The 25,278-nt window shown below is 73.7% G+C and carries 18 protein-coding genes and 1 pseudogene; 5 read left to right on the top strand and 14 right to left on the bottom strand.

Going from position 1 to position 25,278, the window contains the following annotated elements; translation table 11 throughout:
- Nucleotides 1–41: 41 nt before the first annotated feature.
- From ACIRPP_RS01845 to ACIRPP_RS01820, 6 genes are all read right to left on the bottom strand, one after another.
- Nucleotides 42–944: a universal stress protein gene (locus tag ACIRPP_RS01845; RefSeq protein WP_403637047.1), complete on the bottom strand. Its 903-nt coding sequence runs from the start codon at nucleotides 942–944 to the stop codon at nucleotides 42–44.
- Nucleotides 945–1,120: 176 nt separating this feature from the next.
- Nucleotides 1,121–1,363: a DUF397 domain-containing protein gene (locus ACIRPP_RS01840; protein WP_164346907.1), complete on the bottom strand. Its 243-nt coding sequence runs from the start codon at nucleotides 1,361–1,363 to the stop codon at nucleotides 1,121–1,123.
- Nucleotides 1,364–1,469: 106 nt separating this feature from the next.
- Entirely contained in the window at nucleotides 1,470–2,636 is a 1,167-nt protein-coding gene (locus ACIRPP_RS01835) for a thiolase domain-containing protein (RefSeq protein WP_403637044.1), read from the bottom strand.
- Nucleotides 2,633–3,706: a thiolase domain-containing protein gene (locus ACIRPP_RS01830; protein ID WP_403637042.1), complete on the bottom strand. Its 1,074-nt coding sequence runs from the start codon at nucleotides 3,704–3,706 to the stop codon at nucleotides 2,633–2,635. The genes ACIRPP_RS01835 and ACIRPP_RS01830 overlap by 4 nt, the downstream gene beginning before the upstream one ends.
- Nucleotides 3,703–4,647, bottom strand: a complete 945-nt coding sequence (locus tag ACIRPP_RS01825; protein ID WP_403637040.1) for a Zn-ribbon domain-containing OB-fold protein — start codon at nucleotides 4,645–4,647, stop codon at nucleotides 3,703–3,705. The genes ACIRPP_RS01830 and ACIRPP_RS01825 overlap by 4 nt, the downstream gene beginning before the upstream one ends.
- A gap of 22 nt (nucleotides 4,648–4,669) precedes the next feature.
- Nucleotides 4,670–5,470: a crotonase/enoyl-CoA hydratase family protein gene (locus ACIRPP_RS01820; RefSeq protein WP_403637038.1), complete on the bottom strand. Its 801-nt coding sequence runs from the start codon at nucleotides 5,468–5,470 to the stop codon at nucleotides 4,670–4,672.
- Nucleotides 5,471–5,679: 209 nt separating this feature from the next.
- Here ACIRPP_RS01820 and ACIRPP_RS01815 point away from each other — a divergent pair, with 209 nt between their 5' ends.
- The 3 genes from ACIRPP_RS01815 (at nucleotide 5,680) to paaK (ending at nucleotide 11,296) form a co-directional block, all read left to right on the top strand.
- On the top strand, nucleotides 5,680–7,338 hold the full coding sequence (locus ACIRPP_RS01815; protein ID WP_403637036.1) for an acyl-CoA synthetase: 1,659 nt from the start codon (nucleotides 5,680–5,682) through the stop codon (nucleotides 7,336–7,338).
- A 117-nt stretch (nucleotides 7,339–7,455) separates the two neighbouring features.
- Nucleotides 7,456–9,798 carry a sulfatase gene (locus ACIRPP_RS01810; RefSeq protein ID WP_403637034.1) on the top strand — a complete coding sequence of 781 codons (2,343 nt, stop codon included), beginning with the start codon at nucleotides 7,456–7,458 and terminating at the stop codon, nucleotides 9,796–9,798.
- 202 nt (nucleotides 9,799–10,000) lie between these two features.
- The gene (paaK, locus tag ACIRPP_RS01805) at nucleotides 10,001–11,296 is read left to right on the top strand and encodes a phenylacetate--CoA ligase PaaK (protein WP_403637032.1); all 1,296 of its coding nucleotides are present in this window, start codon (nucleotides 10,001–10,003) and stop codon (nucleotides 11,294–11,296) included.
- A 54-nt stretch (nucleotides 11,297–11,350) separates the two neighbouring features.
- On the opposite strand, the gene ACIRPP_RS01800 is transcribed toward paaK, so the two are convergent.
- From ACIRPP_RS01800 to ACIRPP_RS01790, 3 genes are all read right to left on the bottom strand, one after another.
- Nucleotides 11,351–12,859 carry an acyl-CoA synthetase gene (locus tag ACIRPP_RS01800; protein ID WP_403637030.1) on the bottom strand — a complete coding sequence of 503 codons (1,509 nt, stop codon included), beginning with the start codon at nucleotides 12,857–12,859 and terminating at the stop codon, nucleotides 11,351–11,353.
- 67 nt (nucleotides 12,860–12,926) lie between these two features.
- Nucleotides 12,927–14,486, bottom strand: a complete 1,560-nt coding sequence (locus ACIRPP_RS01795; RefSeq protein WP_403637028.1) for an acyl-CoA synthetase — start codon at nucleotides 14,484–14,486, stop codon at nucleotides 12,927–12,929.
- On the bottom strand, nucleotides 14,483–15,595 hold the full coding sequence (locus ACIRPP_RS01790) for an NAD(P)H-dependent flavin oxidoreductase (RefSeq protein WP_403637026.1): 1,113 nt from the start codon (nucleotides 15,593–15,595) through the stop codon (nucleotides 14,483–14,485). Before ACIRPP_RS01790 ends, ACIRPP_RS01795 begins: the two co-directional genes overlap by 4 nt.
- Nucleotides 15,596–15,809: 214 nt before the next feature.
- On the opposite strand from ACIRPP_RS01790, the gene ACIRPP_RS01785 reads away from it, so the two are divergent.
- A complete protein-coding gene (locus ACIRPP_RS01785) occupies nucleotides 15,810–17,588 on the top strand; it encodes a serine hydrolase (RefSeq protein ID WP_403637024.1) in 1,779 nt (592 codons plus the stop codon).
- 30 nt (nucleotides 17,589–17,618) lie between these two features.
- On the opposite strand, the gene ACIRPP_RS01780 is transcribed toward ACIRPP_RS01785, so the two are convergent.
- The 4 genes and pseudogenes from ACIRPP_RS01780 to ACIRPP_RS01765 form a co-directional block, all read right to left on the bottom strand.
- Nucleotides 17,619–19,187, bottom strand: coding sequence for a phytoene desaturase family protein (locus ACIRPP_RS01780; RefSeq protein ID WP_403637023.1), 1,569 nt, complete (start codon nucleotides 19,185–19,187; stop codon nucleotides 17,619–17,621).
- Nucleotides 19,188–19,247: 60 nt separating this feature from the next.
- Nucleotides 19,248–21,512 (bottom strand): tetratricopeptide repeat protein, encoded by a 2,265-nt coding sequence (locus ACIRPP_RS01775; RefSeq protein WP_403637022.1) that lies wholly within the window; start codon nucleotides 21,510–21,512, stop codon nucleotides 19,248–19,250.
- Between the two features lie 220 nt (nucleotides 21,513–21,732).
- A complete protein-coding gene (locus ACIRPP_RS01770; protein ID WP_403637020.1) occupies nucleotides 21,733–22,650 on the bottom strand; it encodes a DUF6891 domain-containing protein in 918 nt (305 codons plus the stop codon).
- Nucleotides 22,651–22,783: 133 nt separating this feature from the next.
- Nucleotides 22,784–23,875: pseudogene (locus tag ACIRPP_RS01765) on the bottom strand (hypothetical protein).
- Between the two features lie 248 nt (nucleotides 23,876–24,123).
- Between ACIRPP_RS01765 and ACIRPP_RS01760 the strand changes: the two are divergent.
- Nucleotides 24,124–24,573, top strand: a complete 450-nt coding sequence (locus ACIRPP_RS01760; protein ID WP_403637019.1) for a DUF1931 family protein — start codon at nucleotides 24,124–24,126, stop codon at nucleotides 24,571–24,573.
- Nucleotides 24,574–24,831: 258 nt separating this feature from the next.
- On the opposite strand, the gene ACIRPP_RS01755 is transcribed toward ACIRPP_RS01760, so the two are convergent.
- Nucleotides 24,832–25,260, bottom strand: coding sequence for a DUF2267 domain-containing protein (locus ACIRPP_RS01755; RefSeq protein ID WP_403637017.1), 429 nt, complete (start codon nucleotides 25,258–25,260; stop codon nucleotides 24,832–24,834).
- Between the last annotated feature and the right edge of the window lie 18 nt (nucleotides 25,261–25,278).

Raw genomic sequence — 25,278 nt, 5'->3', positions numbered from 1 at the left:
TGCGGGTGACCGGCGGGACGGTCGCCCGGGGCCCGGCCCGGCTACTCCTCGGCGGGGGCCGGCGGGACGACCGCGACGGGGCTGACGGCGTGCAGCAGCACCGCCTGGGTGACGGATCCCATCATGCGGGCGGGTGCCAGCAGCCGCCGCCGGTGACGTCCCACGACGACCAGGCCGGCGCCCCGCGAGGCGTCCACGAGGTGGCCGGCGGCGTCGCCGGGGAGGGTGAGGATCTCGACGGCCACATCGGGGTGCCGTTCGCGGTGGGGGGCGAGGAAACCCCGGGCGAGGACGCGGTTCTCGTGCTCGACGGCGTCCTGGTCGATCTCCGGCGGGGGCATCTCGCCGGGCAGCATCCAGGTCTGCAGGGGCCACGGGTAGGCGGTGACGACGGACAGCCGGGCACCGCGCAGGGCCGCCTCGGTGAAGGCGAAGCCGAGCGTGGCCTCGTCCGGACTGTCCACGTTGAGCCCGGCCACCACCCGGGGGCCGGGCTCGACCGGTGCGTCGTCGCCGTCCTGTGCGCGGGGGCGGGGCACCACGACAACCGGGCACTCCGCATCGCGGGCGGCGGCCAGGGAGTTGGAGCCGAGGAGCAGGCTGGCGAAGCCGCCGCGGCCCCGGGAGCCGAGTACCAGCAGCCCCGCGGTGGCGCCGAGTTCCGACAGGACCGCGCCGGGGGCGCCGTCGAGGGCGGTGTACTCGACGGCGGGCGGACCGGCACGGTCCTTCAGGTGGCCGCGCACCTGTTCCAGCACGGCGTCGTCGTCGGGGTCGGGCGGCGCCGCGGCCAGGGCCTCGGCCTGGGGCCAGGGGGCGTACTGCCGGACGTGCACGACCCGCAGGGCGGCTCCGCGCCGGCGTGCGGCGTCCAGGGCCCAGTCCAGGGCGCGCAGGCTGTCCTGCGAACCGTCGACGGCCGCCACGACCGGCTGGATGCTCATGGATGTCTCGCCTCCGGGATACGGCGTACGGGTCCCCCGGGTCAGCGTGGCTCAGGCGCGGCCCGGGCGCGGTCTTCCTTGTCGCGTGTCCGGAAAAACGACGGGAACACCCCGCCGGCGGGGGGACCGCCCGCCGGGTGCGCCCCCCGGGGACGGGTGCGGGCGCCGAGGCCCGGTCACGTCAGGTCGAACTCCCCCTCCCGGGCTCCCGACACGAACGCGCCCCACTCCGCCGGGGTGAAGATCAGGGAGGGGCTCTCCGGGCGGCCGCTGTTGCGCATCGCGATGAAGCCCTCCACGAAGGCGATCTGGACATCGCCCAGGCCGCGGCTGCTGGACTGCCACTGTGCCTTGCTGAGGTCCAGGTCCGGCTTGTCCCAGCCCGTGAGCGGGCGTTGTTGGGTGGTGCTCTCGGCCACGTCCGTGCTCCTCCCGACGTCGTCGTCCGCGGCCAGCCTAGCGAGCGGTCCGGGTGCTCGACAGGCCATGTGAGGAGTGCCTTCACGCGCGGGTGTTCCCGAGGGGTCAGGAGGCAGGGGGCGCGCTGCCCACCAGCCACATGGAAAAGAACTGGGATCCGCCGCCGTAGGCGTGTCCGAGGACCCGGCGGGCCCCGTCGACCTGGTGTTCCCCGGCCCGGCCGCGCACCTGGAGCGCGGCCTCCGCGAAGCGGATCATGCCGGAGGCGCCGATGGGGTTGGTGGACAGCACCCCGCCGGACATGTTGACCGGCAGGTCGCCGTCCGGCCCGGTCGCACCCGACTCGGTGAGCTTCCAGCCCTCGCCCGGCTCCGCGAAGCCGAGGTTCTCCAGCCACATCGGCTCGTACCAGGAGAACGGCACGTAGATCTCGGCGGCGTCGATCTCCCGGCGCGGGTCGGTGACGCCGGCCTGGCGGTAGACGTCGGCGGCGCAGTCCCGCCCGGCGCGCGGGGAGACGAAGTCCTTGCCGGCGAACAGGGTCGGCTCGCTGCGCATCGCGCCGCCGTGCACCCAGGCCGGCGGGTGGGGGGCGCGGGCCGCCCCGGCACGGCCGGTGAGGACCATGGCGCAGGCGCCGTCGGAGGAGGGGCAGGTCTCGGAGTAGCGGACCGGGTCCCACAGCATGGGCGCGGCCAGGACCTTCTCCAGCGTGATGCCGTGTTCGTGGAGGTGGGCGTAGGGGTTCTTCAGCGCATTGCGGCGGTCCTTGAGGGCGACCATCGCGCCGACGGTGCCGGGGGCTCCGCTGCGCCGCATGTAGGCGCGGATGTGCGGGGCGAAGAAGCCGCCCGCCCCGGCGAGCAGCGGCTGCTGGAAGGGGACGGGCAGGGACAGCCCCCACATGGCGTTGGACTCCGACTGTTTCTCGAAGGCGACGGTGAGGACGGTTCCGTGCACGCGGGCGGCGACCAGGTCGGCGGCGACGAGGGCGGTGGAGCCTCCGACGGACCCGGCCGTGTGGACGCGCGTCATCGGCTTGCCGACGGCGCCGAGCGCGTCGGCGAGGTACAGCTCGGGCATCATGACGCCCTCGAAGAAGTCCGGTGCCTTGCCGATCACGACGGCGTCGACGTCCGCCCAGGTCAGCTCGGCGTCGTCGAGGGCGCGGCGGGCCGCCTCGCGGACCAGTCCGGCCAGGGAGACGTCCCGGCGGGCCGCGGCGTGCCTGGTCTGGCCGATGCCGACGACGGCCACGGGCTCCTTGCTCATCGCGGATCCCCTTCGAGTACGGCGACCAGGTTCTGCTGCAGGCACGGCCCGGAGGTGGCGTGGGCGAGGGCGCGGTCGGAGGTGCCCCGGTGGACGCGGGCGGCGGCCTCGCCGATGCGGATCAGTCCGGCGGCCATGACCGGGTGGGCGGCGAGGGCGCCTCCGGAGGGGTTGACGTCGACGTCGTCGCCGAGCCGCAGGGCGCGGCGCAGGACGATCTCCTGGGAGGTGAAGGGCGCGTGCAACTCGGCGGTGTCCACGGGCGATGCGAAGGCGCCGGCGTGTTCGGCGGCGAGCCGGGCGGACGGGGAGTCGGTCAGGTCCCGCACGCCGAGCCCGTGGGCCTCGATCCGGTGGTCGATGCCCCGGATCCAGGCGGGGCGGTCGCACAGGGCGCGGGCCCGTTCCCCGGCCGCGAGGATCACGGCGGCGGCGCCGTCCCCGACCGGCGGGCAGTCGCCGGTGCGCAGCGGCCGTACCTCGTACCCGCCGTGCGGCACCGGGCCGGTGAGCTGGGCGTGCGGGTTGGCGGTGGCGGCCTGACGGTTGCGGGCGGCGACGGCGGCGAACTCGGGTTCGCCGGCCGCGCCGGTGTCGATGAGGGCCTGTGCCTGCAGGGCGGCCAGGGCGACGGAGTCGGGCCACAGGGGTGCCCCGTAGTACGGGTCGAGCTGGCGGGACAGGACGTCGCGCAGGGAGCCGGGCGAGGACTTGCCGCAGGCGTACACGAGGGCGGTGTCGGCGGCGCCGGTGCGCAGCCGGGTCCACGCCTCGTACAGGGCCCAGGCGCCGTCCGTCTCGACATGGGACTCGGAGACGGGCGGCCAGGCGCCGACGCCGTCCAGGGCGAGAGTGAAGGAGAAGGCGCGTCCGGCGAGGTAGTCGGAGGAGCCGGAGCAGGTGAAGCCGATGTCGGCGGTGCGCAGGCCGGTCCGGGTGAGCACCTGGTGCAGGACCGGGAGCAGCATCTCGACCTCGGAGACGTCGTCGCTGGTGCGCCGGTGGTCCGTCTGCGCGAAGGCGACGACGGCGATGTCGGGGCCGGTGCCCGGGTCCGTTCCGCGCGTCACAGCAGCTCCCGGTAGGTGTCGTAGCCGGCGTCGGGTTCGCCGGTCGGGCGGTAGTGGTCGGGGTGGCGGACGCCGTCCCGCCACACCGGTTCGACCCGCAGGCCCATGCGGACCTCGTCGTAGGGGATGCCGCCGATCCGGCCGTGCAGGGCGAGGTCGGCGCCGTCGAGGGCGATGTGGGCATAGACGTAGGGCACCTCGATGTCGAGGTTCGCGGCCTTGATGTTGACGACGCAGAAGGTGGTCACGGTGCCGCGCGGGCCCACCTCGACGGGGTCCCCGGTGGCCACTCCGCAGGTGGGGCAGGCGCCTCGGGGCGGCACGTACACCTTGCGGCAGGACGGGCAGCGTTCGCCCACGATCCGCCGTTCGGCGAGCGCGGTGAGGTGGGCGGTCTGGGCCCGGCCGGGTGCGTGGGTGTAGTCGAGGCGGGCGGGGGTGACGATGCCGGTGACGGGGGCGTCGAAGGTGCCGGTGAAGGGCTCGGGGCCGGGGGCCGGGGGGCCGTCGTGGGGCTCGAAGCAGGCGATGTCCGTGATGGCGCCGGTGGGTTCGGCGGCCCAGCGGACGCGTACCCGCATCCCGGTGCGCACGGCGTCCGGGCCGGGGGCGTCGAGGGCGTGCAGGAGGGCGGTGTCGGCGCCGTCGAGGCGGACCAGGACCCAGGCGAAGGGCGTGGCGAGCGGCTGGCCCCGGCGGGGGGCGTGGTTCCAGGCCCAGGTGGTGACGGTGCCGGTGGGGGCGACGCGGACGAGGTCGCCGGTCTCCTCGGCGGTGACGGGGTCGTACTCGACGGGCGGGACGAGGACGCGGCCGTCGGCGGTGCGCACCCCGAGCACGGTGCGCTCGCGCAGGCCCGTCAGGAAGGCGCTCTGGACGGGGCCGAGGGAGCGGGTGAAGGGGAATTCGACGACGAGCGGGGCGCTGAGCGCTTCGGGCATCGGGGCGGCCTCCTCGGGCGGGTCAGGCGCGTCGGAACACGGGCGGCCGCTTCTCCGCGAAGGCGCGGGCGCCCTCCTTGGCGTCGGCGGTGTCGAAGACCGGCCACCCGCGGGCGAGTTCGGCGGCGAGCCCGTCGGTCTCGGCCAGGTCGGCGGTCTCGTACACGGACGCCTTCACCGCCTCGACCGCCAGGGGTCCGCAGGCGTTGATGCGGTCGGCGATCTCCAGGGCCCGGGCGAGGGCGGTCCCGTCGGGGACGACGTGTCCGACGAGTCCGACGGCGGCGGCCTCCGCCGCGCTGTAGGCGCGGCCGGTGAGCAGCATCTCCAGGGCGTGGGTGCGGGGGATCTGGCGGGGCAGCCGGACGGTGGAGCCGCCGATGGGGAACAGGCCGCGGCGCACCTCGAAGAGTCCGAAGGTGGCGGACTCGGCGGCCACCCGGATGTCGGTGCCCTGGAGGATCTCGGTGCCGCCCGCCACGCAGGGCCCCTCGACGGCGGCCACGACCGGCTTGCGGGGGCGGTGGTGGCGCAGCATGGCCTTCCAGTGCAGGTCGGGGTCGGCCTCGATGCGGTCCCGGTACTCCTCCCCCGTCATGCCGTCGCCGGCCAGCGCCTTGAGGTCCATGCCGGCGCAGAAGGCGCCGCCCGCGCCGGTGAGGACGATCGAGCGGACGGTGTCGTCCCGGTCGGCCTCCGTCCAGCCGTCGTACAGGCCGACGAGCATGGGCAGGGAGAGGGCGTTGCGTGCCTGGGGTCGGTCGAGGGTGAGGACCAGGGTGGCGCCCTCGCGCCGCACGGTGAGGTGTTCGGTCCCGGCCATGGCGGCCCTCCGTCCGTCGTGGGCACCGCGGGGGTCTGCGTTCCGTCCACGGAACGAGAACAGGTTGCAGGAGCCGGGGTGGCAGTACAAGGGCTTTTCTGACAGTCAGTCAGATTTCTTGACCGCAGACCTTCCCCCTTGGGCCGCCCTTTGCTCTGATGACCGGCGAACGGACGGTTGCCGGGCGCGCTTCGGGGTCAGGAGGAGCGGTGGAGTACAACCTTGCCGACCTGTTCGAGTCGGTCGTCGACGTCGTCCCCGGCCGCGAGGCGCTGGTGCACGCCGACCACCCCGGCACCGGCGCGGAGCGCCGCCTGACCTACGCGGAGCTGGACGCCGCCGCCAACCGCCTCGGCCACCACCTCCTCGACCGGGGCGTGCGGCCCGGCGACCACCTGGGACTGCACCTGTACAACGGCGTGGAGTACCTGCAGACCGTGCTGGCCTGCCTGAAGGCCCGGATCGTCCCGGTCAACGTCAACTACCGTTATGTGGCCGACGAGTTGGCCTACCTCTACCGGGACGCGGACCTGACGGCGCTGGTCTTCGACGCGGAGTTCTCCGACCGCGTGGCGGTGGCCGTGCCGCGCGCGGAGCGGCTGCGCCACCTGATCCGGGTGAGCAGCCCCGCCGGGCCCCTCGGCGTACTCCCTGCCGAGCGGACCGTCGGCGGCGGCAGCGAACGGCCCGCCGGCGCCGTCGACTTCGCGGACGCCGAGGCGTCCGGCTCGCCCGGCCGGGGCTTCCCGGAGCGCTCCGGCGACGACCGGTTCATCATCTACACCGGTGGCACGACCGGCATGCCCAAGGGGGTGGTGTGGCGCCAGGAGGACCTGTTCTTCGCCGGTCTCGGCGGCGGCGCACCGACGGGCGATCCGGTGAGCCGGCCCGAGGAACTGGCCGAGCGGGTCGCGGCGGGCGGCTCGGGCATCACCTTCTTCCCCACGGCACCGCTGATGCACGGCACCTCCACCCTGACCGCGTTCATCGGGTTCCACTTCGGGCAGCGAGTGGTCACGCACCGCGGGTACGTGCCGGAGGAGGTGCTGCGCACCATCGAGAAGGAACAGGTCAGCAGCGTCTCCCTGGTCGGCGACGCCATGCTGCGACCGCTGGTCGACGCCCTGGCCGGACCGCTGCGCGGCATCGACTGCTCGTCGCTGTTCAGCGTGTCGTCCTCCGGGGCGATCCTGTCGGAGACGGTGCGCCGCCAGTTCCAGGAGCTGGTCCCGACCGCCCTGCTGCTCAACAACTTCGGCTCCTCGGAGTCCGGTTTCAACGGCACGGCGACCGAGGACGCGGGACCGGAGCGGGGCTTCCGGGTCCGGGTCAACGCCCGCACCCGGGTCGTGGACCCGGCCACGAACGAGCCGGTGGCGCCGGGCAGCATCGGACGTATCGCCCAGTGCGGCCACGTGCCGCTCGGCTACTACAACGACCCGCGGAAGACGGCCGAGACGTTCTTCGAACGGGACGGGGAACGGTGGGTCCTGCTCGGTGACATGGCCACGGTCGACGAGGAGGGCGTCGTCACCGTCCTCGGCCGCGGCTCCCAGTGCATCAACACGGGCGGCGAGAAGGTCTACCCGGAAGAGGTCGAGCAGGCTCTGAAGTCCCACCCGGACGTCTACGACGCGCTGGTGGCCGGCGTGCCGGACAGCAGGTGGGGACACCGGGTGGCGGCGGTGGTGCAGATCCGCGAGGGCGCGAAGGCGCCGTCGCTCCAGGAGATCCAGGCGCACTGCCGCAGCCGCCTCGCCGGGTACAAGATCCCGCGCCGGCTGGTCGTCGCCGGATCGATCCGGCGGTCGCCGAGCGGCAAGGCCGACTACCGGTGGGCACGGGAGGTGGTGGCCGCGGGCGGCTGAGCGTTCGTGCAGGTCGCATTGAACGCGGCGCGCGGTGCGGACGTACTGGCTGGGAGCAGGCCCGTGAAGGGTCCTGTTCGCCATGCCGTCGCAGTACCCGTACGGAAGGACCTCCGGGTGTCGCTCTTCACTCGCCCGCGCAGGCTGTCGGACGCTCCCGCGAGCGGGGCGGACCCGGACGACACCCCCGGGACGACGCCCGCACCCCGGGAGCCCCGGGACGACCACGACGACCACGACGGCGACGCGGCGGACACGGCGGAGCCTGCCGGGAGCGCCGGGGCCACCGCCGAGGCCGTGGACGGCACGGACCCCGGGCACGAGCCGGCCACCGGGGCGGACGAGACGAAGGCCGCAGGGGCCGAGAACACGGAGGCCGCCGAGGCGAAACAGGCAGGGACCGCCGGGGCGGAGGAGACGGAGGCCGCCGGGGCGCGGGAGGCGGAGGCCCCGGACGAGGCGCGGGAGGCGGAGGCCCCGGACGAGGGGCGGGAGGCGGAGGCCCCGGACGAGGCGCGCGAGACGCAGACCGCGGACAAGGGGCGGGAGGCGCAGACCGCCGAGGCGCGGGAGGCGCAGACCGCGGACGAGGCGCGGGAGGCGTCGGCCGGCAAGGCGGAGCTTGAACCCGGCGGGGACGCAGCGACGGAACCCGACCCGGGGGCAGGACCGGCCCCCGACCCGGAGACAGGACAGGAGCCGGCCCCGGAGGCGGACCCCGACCCCGCCCGGGAGGCGGACCCGGTGCCCGGCGACGCGCCGTCGGCGGCGGCGGTCCGGGAGGGCTGGTTCGGCTGGCGGAGCCGGTGGCCGCGGGTCTCGCGCGGGGTCACGGTGGGGACGACGGTGCTGGCCGGCGCTCTGGTGCTGTTCGCGCTGCTGGTGCCGAACCGGGTGGAACGGCTCGCGCCCGAGGCGTTCCTGCGCATCCCCGCCGAGGGCATCCTCCTCGCGGCCCTGCTGCTCGCGCTGCCGCCCCGGCCCCGGCGGATCACCGCGGTCGTGACGGGTGTCCTGCTCGGGCTGCTCACCGTGCTGAAGTTCCTCGACATGGGCTTCCACCAGGTGCTGGCCCGGCCGTTCGACCTGGTCCTCGACTGGATCCTGCTGGACGACGCGACCGACTTCGTCCGCGAGTCCTTCGGACGGGGCGGTCAGATACTGGCCGTCGCCGGGGTGCTCGTGCTGTTCGTGGTGCTGCTCCTGCTCATGACGCTCGCCACGGCCCGGCTGGCCCGCCTCATGGCCCGGCACCGTCCCGTCGCCGCGCGCACGACGCTGGTCCTGTGCGTCGTGTGGATCACCTGCGTCACCCTGGGCGTGCAGGTCTCCGGCGTGCCCGTCGCCACCAAGGGCACCACGGAGATGCTGGGCAACCGGGTGGAACAGGTGCGCGCGGGCATCCGGGACGCCCGCGTGTTCAAAAAGGAGGCGGCGGTCGACGCGTTCGCGGACACCCCGCCCGACCAGCTGCTGACCGGGCTGCGCGGCAAGGACGTGCTGTTCACGTTCGTCGAGAGCTACGGCCGGACCGCGATCGACCATCCGGAGATGGCCGCGGAGACCGACGCGGCGCTGACCGAGGGCACCCGCCGCCTGGACGCGGCCGGATTCGGGTCCCGCAGCGGATGGCTGAAGTCCCCGGTGACCGGCGCCGGCAGCTGGCTGGCCCACTCCACCTTCCTGTCCGGCCTGTGGATCAAGAACCAGCAGCGGTACCGCAGCCTGACGACCAGCGACCGGATGACCCTCACCAGCTACTTCCGCCGGGCCGGGGACTGGCGCACCGTCGGCATCGTGCCGGGGGTGCGGCGGGCCTGGCCGGAGGGGAAGTTCTTCGGCCTGGACCACATCTACGACTCCGAGCACCTCGGCTATCACGGCCCGTACTTCAGCTGGACGCCCGTGCCCGACCAGTTCAGCATGGAGGCGTTCGAGCGGCTGGAGCACGGCAAGGAGGACCGCCCGCCGATCATGGCGGAGATCATCCTGGCGTCCAGTCACAACCCCTGGTCCCCCATCGCGCGCATGATCGACTGGGAGGACCTCGGGGACGGGTCGGTCTTCCACCGGATCAAGGAGGAGGGCACCGACCCCAAGGAGGTCTGGAAGAGCCCCGAGAGCATCCGTACCGAGTACCGGCGGGCGGTGGAGTACTCGCTGCGCAGCCTGATCGAATGGATCGAGCGGTACGGCGACGAGGACACCGTGGTGGTGTTCCTCGGCGACCACCAGCCGGTCCCGGCGGTCGTCGACGGCAGCCCCAGCAAGGAGGTGCCGGTGACGGTCGTGGCCCGTGACAAGAAGGTGCTCGACCGGATCGACGACTGGGGCTGGACCGACGGTCTCAAGCCCGCCCCCGACGCGCCGAGCTGGGGCATGGACCGGTTCCGCGACCGTTTCATGACGGCCTACGGACCGGACGGCGGGACGACCGGAGTCCCCGGCCCGCGGGACTGACCGGGGGCGGTGCCGTCCGCCCCGACCCGCGCCGGGGTCCCCCGGCGGTCTCGCGGAGCCAGAGATTCCGCTGCCGCACGCGGGCGCCGGGAATTCGTGCGGGTCCCCCTCTTGCCCTCGCGGCGTACGCCTGGATTACTGATGCCCGGAGGGTCGACCGAACGATCGGTCGCCTGTGACGCGAGGGTGAGGAGACAGTCGGATGACCGAGGCGGCGGACCTGCTGGACCCGGCGGAGCGGCTGGACGAGGCGGGGCTGAGGGCGCTGCAACTGGAGCGGCTGCGGGCCTCGCTGCGGCACGCCTACGACCACGTGCCGTTCTACCGGCAGTCCTTCGACGCGGCCGGTGTCCACCCCGACGACTGCCGTTCGGTCGCCGACCTCGCCCGGTTCCCGTTCACCACCAAGGCGGACCTGCGGGCGCACTACCCCTACGGCATGTTCGCGGTGCCCCGTGAGCGCCTCCGCCGGATCCACGCCTCCAGCGGCACCACCGGCCGGCCGACGGTCGTCGGCTACACCGAGGACGACCTGTCCATGTGGTCGGACATGGTGGCCCGTTCGATCCGCGCGGCCGGCGGGCAGCCCGGGGACACGGCCCACGTGGCGTACGGCTACGGCCTGTTCACGGGCGGTCTGGGCGCGCACTACGGTGCCGAGCGGCTCGGCTGCACGGTGATTCCCGCCTCCGGCGGCATGACGGCCCGCCAGGTGACGCTGATCCAGGACCTCCGGCCCAGGATCATCATGGTGACGCCGTCCTACATGCTGACGCTGCTGGACGAGTTCGAACGGCAGGGCATCGATCCGCGGAGCACCTCACTGGAGGTGGGGATCTTCGGGGCGGAGCCGTGGACGGAGCAGATGCGGGCCGAGATCGAGGAGCGGTTCGCGATCGACGCGGTCGACATCTACGGGCTGTCCGAGGTGATCGGCCCCGGGGTGGCACAGGAGTGCGTGGAGACCAAGGACGGACTGCACATCTGGGAGGACCACTTCTACCCGGAGGTCGTGGACCCGGTCACCGGTGAGGTGCTGCCGGACGGCGAACGCGGTGAGCTGGTGTTCACCTCGCTGACCAAGGAGGCCATGCCGGTCGTCCGGTACCGGACGCGGGACCTGACCCGGCTGCTGCCGGGCACGGCGCGGGTGTTCCGGCGGATGGAGAAGATCACCGGCCGCAGCGACGACATGGTCATCCTGCGCGGGGTGAACCTCTTCCCCACGCAGATCGAGGAGATCGTGCTGCGCACCCCGGGGGTCGCCCCGCACTTCCAGCTCCGGCTCACCCGGGAGGGCCGCCTGGACTGTCTCACGGTCCGGGCGGAGGCACGGCCCGACGCCGACAGCGGGACGCGTGAGAAGGCGGCCCGGTCCGTCGAGGCGGCCGTGAAGGAGGGCATCGGGGTGTCGGTCACGGTGGAGATCGTGGATCCGGAGACCCTGGAGCGGTCCGTGGGCAAGATCCGCCGGATCGTGGACCTGCGGGCCGGATAGCGCCTCCCGCACCGCGCGGCCCGGGACCCGTCACGCCCCGGGCCGGGCCGGGGCTCATCCGGCGAAGCGGTCCCGCAGTTCCCGTTTGAGGATCTTCCCGCTGGCGTTGCGCGGGAGTTCGTCGACGAACAGCACCTTCTTGGGCGCCTTGAACGGGGAGAGGCGCTCGCGGGCGTGGGCGATCAGCTCCTGTTCCAGCGCGTCCCCGCCGGTGTCTGAGCGCGGTACGACGACCGCGGTGACGGCCTCTACCCAGCGGTCGTCGGGCAGGCCGATCACGGCGGCCTCGGCGACCGCTTCGTGGGTGTAGAGCGCGTCCTCGACCTGCCGTGAGGCGACCAGCACGCCACCGGAGTTGATGACGTCCTTCACCCGGTCGACGATCGTGAAGTAGCCGTCGGCGTCGCGCACCGCGAGGTCGCCGGAGTGGAACCAGCCGTCCCGGAACGCCTCGGCGGTCTCCTCGGGCTTGTCCCAGTAACCCTCGCAGAGCTGCGGGGAGCGGTAGACGATCTCGCCGGGCGTCCCGTCGGGCACGTCCTTGCCGTCCTCGTCGACCACCCGCGCGTCGACGAACAGGACGGTCCGCCCGCAGGAGTCCAGGCGCCCCTTGTGCTCGGCCGGGCCGAGGACGGTGGCCAGCGGGCCGATCTCGCTCTGGCCGAAGCAGTTGTAGAAGGCCAGCGAGGGCAGTCGTTCCCGCAGCCGCTCCAGGACGGGCACCGGCATGATGGAGGCACCGTAGTACGCCTTGCGCAGTCCGCTCAGGTCGCGGGTGGTGAAGTCGGGGCGGTTGGCGAGGGCGATCCAGACGGTCGGCGGTGCGAACAGGCTGTCCGCGCGGTCCGCCTCGACGAGGTCGAAGATCCGGTCGCCGTCCGGGGCGTCCAGGACGACGTTGGTGGCGCCGACGGCGAGGTAGGGCATCAGGAAGACGTGCATCTGCGCCGAGTGGTACAGCGGCAGGGAGTGGACGGGCCGGTCGCCGGCCGACAGGTCGAGCGCGGTGATGGCGCTCAGGTACTCGTGCACCAGGGCCCGGTGGGTCATCATCGCGCCCTTGGGCTGCGCGGTGGTGCCGGAGGTGTACAGCAGCTGCACCAGGTCCTCGGTGCGCGGCTCGGGGCCGTCGTAGGGGTCGGCGTCGGCCTGCCGGGCGAGCAGCGCGTCGTCGGTGTCGCGCAGCGGCAGGACGGGCACGCCCCCGGGGAGCCGGCCGGTGAGGCCGGGGTCGGCGAGGAGGAGGGAGCTGCCGGACTGGCCGACGAGGTAGGCGAGGTCGTCGCCGGTCAGGTTCTGGTTGACCGGGACGTGCACCAGGCCGGCGCGGGCGCAGGCGAGGAAGGCGATCAGGTAGGCGTCGGAGTTGTGCCCGTAGGCGGCGACCCGGTCGCCCCGGGACAGCCCTTCGGCGAGCAGGACGCCCGCCGCGCGGGAGACCGCGGTGTCGAGTTCGCCGTAGGTCCAGGTGCGGTCGCCGTACTCGACGGCGACGCGGGCCGGCGTGCGCCGGGCGCTGCGTCGCAGGAGTCCGTCCACCGTGCTGCCGTGTCCTGCCGTCATGACTGACGATCCTCGGTTCACGGCCGGGGAAGGTCAAGGGCCGGGCGGCGCGGGCCGGCGGGTGTCGTCACACGGGGCGGGCGCGTCCTTCCCAGTACGGTGCGCGCAGCCGCCGCTTGTACAGCTTGCCGTTGGGGTCGCGGGGCATCTCGGTGACGAAGTCGACGCTGCGGGGGCGCTTGTAGGGGGCGAGCCGGCCGGCGCAGTGGTCCAGGAGCGCGGCGGCCAGGGCGGGGCCCGGTTCGTGGCCCAGGGCCGGTTCGACGACCGCCTTGACCTCCTCTCCCCGGTCGTCGTGCGGGATGCCGAAGGCGGCGGCGTCGGCGACGGCGGGGTGGGCGAGGAGCGCGGATTCGATCTCGGCGGGGTAGATGTTGACGCCGCCGGAGATAATCAGGTCGATCTTGCGGTCACGCAGGAAGAGGTAGCCGTCCTCGTCGAGGTGGCCGAGGTCGCCGACGGTGAAGAAGTCGCCGACCCGGCTCTCGCGGGTCTTGGCCGCGTCCTTGTGGTAGGTGAAGTCACCGGTCGTCATCCGCATGTGGACGGTACCGAGTTCGCCGGGCGGGAGCCGGTTGCCGTCGTCGTCGAGCACGGCGAGTTCGCTGATCGGCCAGGCCCTGCCCACCGTACCGGGCTTCTTCAGCCAGTCCTCGGCGGTGGCGAAGGTGCCGCCGCCCTCGCTGGCCGCGTAGTACTCCTCGACGCAGGGGCCCCACCAGGCGAGCATGGCCCGTTTGACGTGGTCGGGGCAGGGGGCGGCGCCGTGGACGGCGTGCCGCATGGAGGTGACGTCGTAGCGGGAGCGCACGTCCTCGGGGAGGGCGAGCAGGCGGTGGAACTGGGTGGGCACCATGTGGGTGTGGGTGCAGCGGTGGGCGGCGACGAGGCGGAGCATCTCCTCGGGGGTCCAGCGGTCCATCAGCACCAGGGGGTGCCCGATGTGGAGGGACGCGCCCGCGAACTGGAGGACGGCCGTGTGGTAGAGCGGTGAGCACACCAGGTGGACGTTGCCGTCGAAGGGCCGGATGCCGAAGATGCCGAGGAATCCGCCGAGGTGGGAGTCCTCCGGGGGTGTGCCGGGCAGCGGGCGGCGGATGCCGCGGGGGCGCCCGGTGGTGCCGGAGGTGTAGTTCATGACCCAGCCGAGGGTGCGGCCGGCGGGCGGCGATCCGGGCTGTCCGGCGAGGAGTTCGGCGTAGGGGCGGAAGCCCTCGGCGGGGCCGACCGCGTACCGGTGGGCGGGCGGCAGGCCGGCCTCGTCGGCGGCGGTGCGGGCGGGTCCGGCGAACCGTGCGTGGGCGAGGAGCACCTTGGCGCCGGAGTCGGCGACGATCCAGGCGATCTCCGGGCCGACGAGGTGGTGGTTGACGGGGACGAGGTAGAAGCCCGCCTGGGTGGCGGCCAGGTAGGCGGTGAGGAACTCGGGGCCGTTGGGCAGCACGGCGGCGAAGGCGTCGCCGGTGCGCAGTCCGGCGGCGCGCAGGCCGTGCACCAGCTGGTTGGCGGCGGTGTGCAGGCGGCCCGCGGTCCAGTGCGTGCCGTCGGGGGCGACGAGCACCGTGCGGGCGGGGTCGGCGGTGGCCTGGGCCCAGAATCCGGTGGGGGGTGTGCTGGGGTCGGTCATGACGGGCCGCTCCTTCCGGCGATGCGGCTGACGCGGTCGACGGCTTCCTCGAAGCCGCGCGTGAGGTCGTCGAACACGTCCTGGACGGCGCGTTCCTCGTTCATCCGGCCGACGATCTGCCCGACGGGCGTGCCGAGCAGCGGGGCCACCTCGTACTTCTGGATGCGGGAGACCGCCTCGGCGACCAGCAGGCCCTGGAGCGGCATGGGCAGCGTGCCGGGTCCGGCCGGGTCGTCCCAGGCGTCGGTCCACTCGGTGCGCAGCTGGCGGGCGGGCTTGCCGGTCAGGGCGCGGGAGCGGACGGTGTCGGCGGAGCCGGCGGCGAGGAGTTTGCGGGTCAGGGCGGGGGAATGCAGGTCCGCCTCGGTGGTGGTCAGCCACAGGGAGCCGAGCCACACGCCCTGGGCGCCGAGGCTCAGCGCGGCGGCCACCTGCCGTCCGCTGCCGATGCCCCCGGCGCACAGCACGGGCAGCGGTGCGACGGCGTCGACGACCTCGGGGGTGAGCACCATGGAGGCGATCTCCCCGGTGTGGCCGCCCGCCTCGTAGCCCTGGGCGACGACGATGTCGATGCCGGCGTCGCGGTGCTTGCGCGCGTGCCGGGCGCTGCCGGCGAGGGCGGCGACGCGGATGCCCCGGTCGTGGGCGCGGGCCACCACGTCGTCGGGCGGGGAGCCGAGCGCGTTGGCGAGCAGGCGGACGGGGTAGTCGAAGGCGACGTCGAGCTGGGTGCGGGCGACCTGTTCCATCCAGCCGGTGACACGCCATCCGGAGGGCTCCCCGTCGGCGAGTTCCGGAACGCCGTGGCGGGCCAGCACGTCCCGCACGAACCGCCGGTGGGTCTGCGGGATCATCGCCTCGACCTCGGCCTCGGTGACGCTTCCCACCGTGCGCGCGGGCATCACCACGTCCAGTCCCCAGGGCCGTCCGTCGACGTGCTCCTCGATCCAGTCGAGGTCGCGGCGCAGCTCGTCGGGGGCGGTGTAGCGGACCGCGCCGAGCACGCCGAGGCCGCCGGCCCGGCTGACGGCCGCGGCGACGGCGGGGAAGGGCGTGAAGCCGAAGACGGCGTGTTCGATTCCGAGGGTGCGGCTCAACTCCGTCTGCATGGACGCAGGATGCCGCAGCCGGCCGTACCACGGAAGAGGTTTCTGACGCTTCGTCAGTTCGGTGTGCGTTCGGGGGACGCCGGGCACCGGACCTCCCGTCCGGCGCGCACGCCCCATTGACACATCCCGCACCTGACAGGAAAGTTTCACCCCGCGAGACGATCCCGAAAGATTCTTTCAGGCCGGGGTGCGGCCACGACACGGGAGGAACGTCATGGCGGACGCGACGGCACGGGGAATGACCCGTCGTCAACTGGGCGCAGGGGCAGCGGCACTGGGAGGCGCGCTGGTGTTCGCCGCCCTCCCCGCCGACCCCGCCGCGGCCGGCTCCGGGCGCCACGGCCGCCGCCCGACCCTGCGGTACGGATCACCGCGACGCGCCGGTCTGCTGCCCGGGCCGCTGCGCCGGCTGGTCACCGACGCCGAGGCGTTCCTCGGCCCCTCCCCCACCCACCCCTGGTACGCGGGCGCCGTGCTGCTCGCCGGGCGCGGCGGCACCATCGCGCTGCACGAGCCCATCGGCATGGCGGTGCGCTACCGGGCGTACGACGAGGAGACCGACACGGGCGTCGAGTTCCCCCCGGACCGGCAGATCCCCATGGCCAGGGACACCGTCTTCGACCTGGCGTCGGTGTCCAAGCTGTTCACCTCGATCCTCGCCGTGCAGCAGATCGAGCGCGGCGCCGTGGAACTGGAGGGGAAGGTCGCCTCGTACCTGCCCGGCTTCGGCCGGGCGGGCAAGGAGGACGTGACGGTCCGCCAGCTGCTCACCCACACCTCGGGTTTCCGCGCCTGGATCCCGCTCTACACGGCCCCCACCCGCGAGGAGAAGATCCGGCTGGTCTACGACGAGGAGCCGGTCGGCGCGCCGGGCACCGCGTACCTGTACTCCGACCTGAACCTGATCTCGCTCCAGCTGCTCCTGGAGCGGGTCACCGGACGCACCCTGGACGTGCTGCTGAGGGACGACATCACCGGCCCGCTGGGGATGCGCCGCACCCGCTACAACCCGCCGGCCGCCTGGCGTCCGCGGATCGCCGCCACGGAGGACGCGCGCCGGCCCTGGTCGGGCCTGGACCGGGGCCTGGTGTGGGGCGAGGTGCACGACGAGAACGCCCACAGCCTGGGCGGGGTGGCGGGTCACGCCGGGGTGTTCTCCACCGCGAAGGACCTGGCGGTGCTCGGGCGGACCCTGCTCAACGGCGGCGTGTACGCCGGGGCGCGCGTCCTGCGCCCGGAGTCGGTGGAGCTGATGTTCACCGACTTCAACACCGGCTTCCCCGGCGACGAGCACGGGCTGGGCTTCGAGCTGTACCAGCACTGGTACATGGGCGCGATGGCCACCCCGCGCACGGCGGGCCACACCGGCTTCACCGGGACGTCCCTGGTCCTGGACCCCGGCACCGACTCCTTCCTCGTCGTCCTGGGCAACTCCGTCCACCCGGTGCGCAGCTGGCGCTCCGGATCAGCTCCCCGGGTGGCCACGGCCAACCAGCTGTCCCGGGCGGTGCCGGTACGGCCGGCCCGGGGCCGGACGGCCTGGTTCTCCGGCATGGAGAGCTCGGCCACGGCCACGCTGACGCTGCCCCCGCTGGACACCTCGGCCGGCGGTGCCCGCCTGCGCTGCGCCCTGTGGTGGGACACCGAACCGGGCTCCGACACGCTGGTGCTGGAGGCGTCCACCGACGGCGGCACGGCCTGGTCGCCGGTGCCGTTCGACACCCGGCGCCCGGGAGCGGAGCCCCGGCCGCACCCCTCGGGTGCGGCCGGCGGCTGGTCGGGCCGCGTCTGGCACACGCTCGGTGCGTCCCTGCCCGACGCGCGGAACCTCACCCTGCGCTGGCGCTACACCACCGACCGGCTGTACGTCGGGCGGGGCGCCTACGTGGACGCCCTGCGCGTGGAGACGTCCCGCGGCGTCCTCTTCGACGAGGGACGGCCCGCGGACGCGGCCCGCGTCACCGCCCTGGGGTGGGAGCGGTCGGCCGACTGAGCGTTCTTGCGCGCTCGGGGCGGGCCGCTGTCACCCGTCCCCGGCCTCCAGCACCGCCATGGCCGCGTTGTGGCCCGGGATCCCGCTGACCCCGCCGCCGCGCACCGCGCCCGCGCCGCACAGCAGGACGCCCGCGTGCCGGGTCTCCACACCCCAGCGGCCGGTGCCCTCCTGGGCGTGGGGCCAGGACAGCTCGCGGTGGAAGATGTTGCCGCCGGGCAGCCCGAGGTCGTGCTCCAGGTCCAGCGGGGTGCGGGCCTCCAGGCAGGGGCGTCCGTCCGCGTCGCGGGCCAGGCATTCGGCGAGCGGTTCCGCCAGGTGCGCGTCGAGCTGGGCCAGCGTGGCGGCCAGGAGCTGCTCACGTGTCGCGTCGTTGTCCCGCTCGAACAGCCGGGCCGGGGTGTGCAGTCCGAAGAGGGTGAGCGTGTGGAAGCCCCGCGCGGCCAGGTCCGGGCCGAGGATGCCGGGATCGGTGAGGGAGTGGCAGTAGATCTCGGAGGGCGGTGCCTCCGGCAGCTTCCCGGCGGCGGCCTGGGCGTGCGCGGCGGCCAGCTCGCCGTACCCCTCGGCGATGTGGAAGGTCCCGGCGAACGCCTCGCGGGGGTCGACGGAGGTGTCGCGCAGCCGGGGCAGCCGTTCGAGCAGCATGTTCACCTTGAGCTGGGCGCCTTCCGCCGGGGCCGGCGGGGTGTCGCCGGTGAGGGCGGCGAGCGCCTGCGGTGAGGCGTTGACCAGGACGTGGCGGGCGGCGGCCACGCCCTCGCCGTCGGCGGTGCGGTAGGCGACCTCGGCGCGGCGGCCGTCGGTGTCGACGCGGATCGCCTCGTGGCCGGTGGCGAGGACGGCGCCGGCGGCGCGCGCCGCGTCGGCGAGCGCGTCGGTGAGCGCCCCCATGCCCCCGACGGGCACGTCCCAGGCGCCCGTGCCGCCGCCGATGACGTGGTAGAGGAAGCAGCGGTTCTGGGCCAGCGACGGGTCGTGGGCGTCGGCGAAGGTCCCGATCAGACCGTCGGTGAGGACCACGCCGCGCACCAGGTCGTCGGAGAAGTGGTCCTCGACGGCGACCCCGATCGGCTCCTCGAACAGGGTCCGCCAGGCCGTCTCGTCGTCGACGGCGCGGCGCAGTTCCCCGCGGGTCGGCAGCGGTTCGGTGAGGGTCGGGAAGACCCGTTCGGCGACGCGGCCGGTCAGGGCGTAGAAGCGGCGCCACGCCTCGTACTCGCGGTCGGAGCCGGTGAGCCGGGCGAAGGCCTCCCGGGTGCGCTCCTCGCCGCCGCCGACCAGCAGACCGGTGGGCCGTCCGTCCCGCACGGTGGGCGTGTACGAGGAGATGGAGCGGGTGCGCAGCCGGAAGTCCAGGCCCAGGTCGCTCACGATCTTCCCGGGCAGCAGGCTGACGAGGTACGAGTACCGGGACAGCCGGGCGTCGACGCCGGTGAACGGGCGGGTGGAGACCGCCGCGCCGCCGGTGTGGTCCAGGCGCTCCAGGACGAGCACGGAGCGTCCGGCACGGGCCAGGTAGGCGGCGGCGACGAGGCCGTTGTGGCCGCCGCCGACGATGACGACGTCGTAGGTTCCGGTTCCCTCGGGTGCGGTCATGGTTCTTCGTAGCACGCGGTGATCCGCACCGGCCAGACGGCACCCCCGGCCCACCGGGTCTCAGGCGCCCCCGGCGGCCCCCGGCTGCCGCAGCGCCGCCACGGTGCGGTACACCTCGGCCGCCTCGCCGGTCCGGTCCAGCCGCTGCAGGCACTGCGCCTCGTCGTTGCGGGCGGCGAGGGTGTCGGGGTGGCCCGCGCCGAGCACCCGCTCGCGGGCGTCCGCAACCCGCCGGTAGTCGGTCAGCGCGTCGGCCCAGCGGCCCAGCCAGCCCAGGGCCACGGCGATCTCCCGGCGGCTGACCAGCGTGTCGGCGTGGTCGGCGCCCAGGACGTTCTCGCGCAGCGCGCACACGGCGCGCGCCTCGGCGAGGGCCTCCTCCCAGCGGCCGAGCCGGCCGAGGGCGACGCCCAGGCCGTGCCGGGTCCGCAGCGTCTCGGGGTGTTCGGCGCCCTGCACCCGGCTCCGGTCCGCCACCAGCGTGCGGTAGACCTCCAGCGCCTCGGCGGTGCGGCCGAGGCGGCCCAGGCCGACGACGGTCTCGTAGCGGGCGGCCAGGGTGTCCGGGTGGTCCGCGCCGAGTGCCGCGGCACGGACCCGCGCGACTTCTTGGTGGAGTTCCAGCGCCTGGTCCCAGCGGCCCAGCTGGCCCAGGGTGTACGCCACTTCGAAGCGGGTCGCGAGGGTGTCGGGGTGCTCGGCGCCGAGCACGCGCGCGCGGGCCGCCGCGACGTCGCGGGCCATGGTGCAGGAGTCCTCCAGCCGGCCGAGCCGGCCGAGGTTGAAGGCCAGGTCGTGGCGGCAGCGCAGGGTGTCCGGGTGGTCGGGCCCCTGGGTGCGCTCCCGGGCGGCGAGCACCGCCAGGTACGTCTGGTGCGCGTCGAAGGGGCGGCCCATGCGGCCGAGCACGTGGGCCTTTTCCTGCCGGGCGGAGAGGGTGTCGGCGTGGTCGGCGCCGAGCACGCGCCGGCGGGCGTCGGTCACCTGCCGGAACTCGCGCAGCGCGTCGGCGGTGCGCCCGGTGCGGCTGAGGCTGAGGGCGACCTCGTGGCGGCTGGACAGGGTGTCGGGGTGGTCCGGGCCGAGGAGGTGCTCGCGTTCGGCGGCCACCGCGCGGTGCACCTCGCCCGCCTCCGTCCAGCGGCCCAGACGCCCCAGGCTCAGGCCCGCGTTGTGCCGGCCGGCCAGGGTGGTCAGCGCCTGCTCCGGCGGTGCGGGCCGGGTGTCCGCCGGGGGCTCCTCGTCGCGTCGCCCGGCGGGACGGGCGATCCACTCCCCGGACAGTGCGGCCGCCGGGTCCTCGGTGGGCGCGGCCGGGGCCGCCCCGGCCGCCTTGCGTCCGGTGGTCATACCGCGGGTCCAGGAGGGCAGGCGGGCGGCACGGCCGGTGGCCGCGGGCTGGGCGTGGGGGCCGGGCGGCCGGGCCGTGACGGCGGCCGGTGTCCGGTCACGCGGGGCGGCCGGCCGGTCCCCTCCGGCGCCCAGCGCGGCCAGCCGCCGGGTCAGTTCGCGTGCGCTGTCCGGGCGCCCGCCGGGCTCCTTGGCCAGCAGGTCGAGGATGATGCGTTCGAGGTGCTCGGGCAGTTCGGCACGGTGCTCGCGGGGCGGCGGGGGCGGGGTGTCGCGGTGGCCGACGAGGATCGCCCACGCGTCGTCGAGGTCGAACGGCGGGACGCCGGTGGCGATCTCGTAGAGCACGCAGCCGAGGGAGTACAGGTCGCTGCGCCGGTCGACCTCCGAGCCGCCGATCTGCTCCGGGGACATGTAGTGCGGGGTGCCCATGGCGATGCCCGTGCCGGTCAGCCGTGAGGTGTAGCCGATGTCGTGGCCGAGGCGGGCGATGCCGAAGTCGCAGATCTTCACGGTGCCGTCGTGCAGGCGCACGATGTTGGCGGGCTTCAGGTCGCGGTGCACGATGCCCTGGTCGTGGGTGTGGGCGAGGGCCGAGGCGACCTGGCCGGCGATGTCCACGACCTCGTCGACCGGCAGCGGGTGCTGCTTGTTGTCCTCCAGCAACTGGCTGAGGTTGCGGCCCTGGAGCAGTTCCATCACGAGGTACGGCACGCCGCCGTCCTCGCCGAAGTCGTGCACCACCGTGATGCCCCGGTGCTGGAGCGCCGCGGCCACCCGGGCCTCGCGCCGGAACCGCTCCCGCAGGACCCGGCCGGACGCCTGGTCGTGCTGGGGGCCGATCGGTTTGAGGCACTTCACCGCCACCTGCCGGCCCAGGGACTCGTCCCGTGCCCGCCACACCTCACCCATGCCGCCGCGCCCGATCCGGTCGAGCAGCCGGTACCGGCCGTGGATCAGTCTGGTGTCCCCCATCTCCGCTGCCCGCCCCCGTCGCTGTCCGCCGCGCCCTCCCCTGGCCCGACCAGTATGGCGACATCTCGTCCGACTTTGTACGGTGCCCGGCCGTGCATCCGCGGGCGCATCCGCCGGACCGGCGTCCGCCCCGGCCCGGACGGCGCGCGGCCGGGTCAGGACCCTCCCGGCCGCCCCGCCCTCGTGCGGGCCGGTCCGGTTCCCCGGCCGCCGCCGGCCGCTAGCCGGTCAGGCGGCGGCGCCAGTCCAGAGGCGTGACGGTGACGACCCGGCCGGGGTCGCCGTCCCACTCGGTACGGAGGCCGGCCGCCGCGAGGGCGGCCACGGCCTCCCGGCCGACGGCCGCCGCGGTCGCGGGTGCGCCGTCGAAACCGCCGTACAGGAGCGGCAGTCCGTGGCCGGCCGCGGCGGAGTCCGTGCCCTGGGAGTGGAAGTAGACGAAGCCGCGGGCGTCCGGCCGGCCCACTCCGCCGATCTCGGAATCGCCGCAGTTCCGGCAGCAGGTGAAGTTCTCGCAGGCCGTGATCCCGGCGGCCTCCAGCGCGGAGAACGCGCGGGTCAGCCGCTCGGGGTCCGTCTCCCCCTGCCAGCCGGCCTGCTCGGCGACCCGTTCCAGCCACAGTCGGTCGGCCAGCGCCCGTGCCTGCTCCCGGGAGACGGGCCGGCGGTCGCCGGTGACCAGGTGGTCCTCGGCGATCTCCGCCAGGTCGGCGCGGGAGACGTAGCCGCCGGCCAGCGCCTCACGGACCCGCGCCTCCAACTGCTCGCGCTCCTCCGCGCCGAGGTCGAGCGGCGGCACCTCGCGGGCGGGGCCCGGGTCCAGCGGCGACCACCGCGGCCCGCTGTCCCACCCGGCCTCCTGGCGGGCCCAGCCGGTGAGCGCCGCGATCACGGTCCCGGACCCGTCGGCCGACGTCCGCCGGTGCCGGTCCGGGGCGCCGTCGCGGTGCTCCAGGGTGTAGTCGCCGCCGGACTCGTGCCACACCTGGGCGAAGACGTCGGGCAGGTCGGGTATCCGCTGCAGGACCAGGAACCGGTCGCCCGGCCCGCCGATGCGCCGGACCAGCCCGGCCAGCGCCTCCGCGGACACACGGACGTGCCGCTCCCGGTTCTCCGTCTCCACCACGATCTCCAGCATGCGCAGACTCTGGCACACCCCACTGACAGCGGGCACCCGCACCGGTCAGCGACCGTGGCGCATCCGGACCACCACCGACCAGCGCCGTGTGTCCCGCACCGACCAGCGCCGTGTGTCCCGCACCGGACCCCGGCTAGTCTTCGTGGTCGTCCTCGAGCCTGCGCCGACGTTCCTGTTCACGCTTGGAGTAGGCGGCTGCCCGGATCGCCTCGTCACTCTCCAAGCCTGATCCCAGGGCACCGCCCACGGTGGCGACCGAAGCGACGAACCAGGCGAGCGTCAGGTACTCCGTGAGGTGCAACGGGCTTCGCGTCATGAAAGCGAACACCTGGTCGTTGAGGATGAAAAGCGCCCACATCAGGTTGATGACCAGCAGCCCCGCGTAGCAGACGAGCACCCCGATAGCCACGGTCACGACCGTCGAGGCGTTGTACAGAGCCGCCCTCTTCCTCTCTTCCGGCGAGATCTCCGCCGTTCGATGCCACAGAATGCGCGTCCACGATCAGCCAGCCGATCATGAGCGCGATGGATCCGACCATGGCGATCACGAGACGGGGGGTGCTCAGGGACGCGGCAAGGCTCCAGACGGTGGCGTTCACGGTGGCGATCGCTCCCGTGGCGAGTGCGGCCGCCATGGCCTTCGACAAGCCCGGCACCAGCCGCCACGGCCGGTTGGCCCGGACCATGCCGCCGAGCACCCTGAGGTAGCCGCGGGGCCCGCCGGTGGTGTACCGGAGATCGGCGGTGTCGTCCTCGTCGACCGGGCCTGGACGGACCGGCGCGAGAGGATCGTCGAAGGCCCGCGGCGGCGCGTCCCGCCGACCCGTCAGGCTGAGTACGGCCTCCTCCACCGCCCTCTGAGCCCTCGTCTGCAGCCGCCAGCCCCCAGTGAGGGCAGGGAAAGCAGCGCCAGGCGGTATTCGTGATTCAGATCCACCACGAGTTTGCGTCCGTGCGCGTGCAGCGGAAGGTCGGTGAGCGCCACGACGACGTCCCAGTCCTCCGCGTTCGCGCGTTCCCTGATCCGACGCATCACGGTGGGCGGGTCCTCGCTCCCCGCGGTGACGGGCTCACTGACCACCCCGACGTCGAACCGTCGCCCCGTGCCCGACTTTCTGGAGAGCCGGTCGGAAAGTCTCCGGGCCATCCGCTCAGCGATCTCCGTCGGCGTGTCCGGATCTGCCAGGAGAGCCACGACCGTGACGCCCTGCGACGGCTTCGGCATGGCTGGACCCTTCTCGTCGGCTGCCCCACGAGACCGTAAGTGCCCACAGGATGCCCCCGGATTGCCGCCGTCGCCACGTGACACGTCGGATCCCTGCCGCCGGGTCGCCTCCTGGTCCTGACGGGGCAATGCGGGGTGGGTCGGTTGGGCCCGGCATGCGCAAGTGTTCCCATGCCCCATCGGTCAAGCTGGGTCTGAAGGACAGGGGGCTGGGAGCCGCCCGGCGCCCGCAGCCGGAGGTTGCCATCATGACCGTGATGTCCATCGCCAGGTTCGAGAGGTTCTTCCGTGCGGCCGCAGGGCTGAACGTCGACAAGAACGACCTCAAGCGATACAGCGATTTCGTCGACGCCAAGCTCTACGATCTGCTGACCGTCGCCCAGGCCACAGCCAAGGCCAATGACCGCGACATCATCCGCACGTGCGACCTGCCGATCACGAAGGGCCTGCAGGAGAGCATCCATCGCTTCCGGGCGATCGACGAGGAAGTGGAACTCAAGCCGATCCTCGAACAGCTCGCCACCCACCCCCCTCTCGACCGCACACCCGACCAGGACACCGAGGCGGCCTATCCGGACATCATCGGCGGACTCAGCCTCGCCCTTGCCCAGAGCTTCAAGATCCTTCACCCCGACCTGAAGAACCCCCAGACCCAGCACTGGGACGAAGCCCGAGCCGTCTTCGACCTGCTCCTGTAGGACGCGCGGATCGTGGGGGCCCGTCGTCGCGGGGACCATCGAACGCATGGACACGGACGCGTCCGCCGGGTCGGGGGACACCATCGCCCAGCGCATGCGTGCCAGGGCGGTGCAGCTGCCCACGGAAACGGTGAGCGCCTTCCTCCCTCCCTCCATCGGCACCGGGCGGGTTGTCTCGACGGCGGCTGTGGAGCCTGCGTACGAACCGGGTGGCGACGCGTTCGACCACGTATTCACCGAGGACCACTCTTCGCCGGGTCACGGCAGGAGCGCGGCGAACGAGTTCGGCACCCGGGATTTGAGGTGCTCCCATTCGCCGGCACTCACATGAAGCGCCAGAGTTTTCAGGACCGTGCGCACCAGCTTCTCGGTGCCGCCCTCGACGGCATAGGGGAATTCACTCCGGACCCGTGCCAGGAACTCCTCATTGCTCATCCTCACAGGCGTTTCGGCCGGTTTCCAGCCGTCGTAGTAGACGCCCCTGACGATGGTCGGCAGCTGAGCGCCGAACTGCACGGCCGTCTCGACCGGGAGACGATCCCGGAGCGGGTGCAGCACTGCCCGCAGCGCCGCGTAGGACTGCTTACGCCGTTCCTTGGGCCATCCGAAGGCCTCCTCGACCTCCTTGAGGAGGCGATTGGCTTTGTCCACCATGGTGTCGAACGAGGAGAAACCTGTTTCAACCATGTGTGCGGGCCTTTCGTT

This window comes from Streptomyces sp. NPDC101219 (assembly GCF_044767675.1).
In the GTDB taxonomy this organism is placed as follows: Bacteria; Actinomycetota; Actinomycetes; order Streptomycetales; family Streptomycetaceae; genus Streptomyces.
The sequence above is the reverse complement of the archived record's forward strand: the minus strand, read 5'-3'. Positions and strand labels throughout refer to the sequence as shown.

What these genes read in the sequence shown, in the direction of transcription:
- ACIRPP_RS01845 (WP_403637047.1), bottom strand. Translation starts at nt 944, where the DNA reads ATGAGCATCCAGCCGGTCGTGGCGGCCGTCGACGGTTCGCAGGACAGC.
- ACIRPP_RS01835 (WP_403637044.1), bottom strand. Translation starts at nt 2,636, where the DNA reads ATGAGCAAGGAGCCCGTGGCCGTCGTCGGCATCGGCCAGACCAGGCAC.
- ACIRPP_RS01825 (WP_403637040.1), bottom strand. Translation starts at nt 4,647, where the DNA reads ATGCCCGAAGCGCTCAGCGCCCCGCTCGTCGTCGAATTCCCCTTCACC.
- ACIRPP_RS01820 (WP_403637038.1), bottom strand. Translation starts at nt 5,470, where the DNA reads ATGGCCGGGACCGAACACCTCACCGTGCGGCGCGAGGGCGCCACCCTG.
- paaK (WP_403637032.1), top strand. Translation starts at nt 10,001, where the DNA reads ATGACCGAGGCGGCGGACCTGCTGGACCCGGCGGAGCGGCTGGACGAG.
- ACIRPP_RS01800 (WP_403637030.1), bottom strand. Translation starts at nt 12,859, where the DNA reads ATGACGGCAGGACACGGCAGCACGGTGGACGGACTCCTGCGACGCAGC.
- ACIRPP_RS01795 (WP_403637028.1), bottom strand. Translation starts at nt 14,486, where the DNA reads ATGACCGACCCCAGCACACCCCCCACCGGATTCTGGGCCCAGGCCACC.
- ACIRPP_RS01790 (WP_403637026.1), bottom strand. Translation starts at nt 15,595, where the DNA reads ATGCAGACGGAGTTGAGCCGCACCCTCGGAATCGAACACGCCGTCTTC.
- ACIRPP_RS01785 (WP_403637024.1), top strand. Translation starts at nt 15,810, where the DNA reads ATGGCGGACGCGACGGCACGGGGAATGACCCGTCGTCAACTGGGCGCA.
- ACIRPP_RS01780 (WP_403637023.1), bottom strand. Translation starts at nt 19,187, where the DNA reads ATGACCGCACCCGAGGGAACCGGAACCTACGACGTCGTCATCGTCGGC.
- ACIRPP_RS01775 (WP_403637022.1), bottom strand. Translation starts at nt 21,512, where the DNA reads ATGGGGGACACCAGACTGATCCACGGCCGGTACCGGCTGCTCGACCGG.
- ACIRPP_RS01770 (WP_403637020.1), bottom strand. Translation starts at nt 22,650, where the DNA reads ATGCTGGAGATCGTGGTGGAGACGGAGAACCGGGAGCGGCACGTCCGT.
- ACIRPP_RS01760 (WP_403637019.1), top strand. Translation starts at nt 24,124, where the DNA reads ATGACCGTGATGTCCATCGCCAGGTTCGAGAGGTTCTTCCGTGCGGCC.
- ACIRPP_RS01755 (WP_403637017.1), bottom strand. Translation starts at nt 25,260, where the DNA reads ATGGTTGAAACAGGTTTCTCCTCGTTCGACACCATGGTGGACAAAGCC.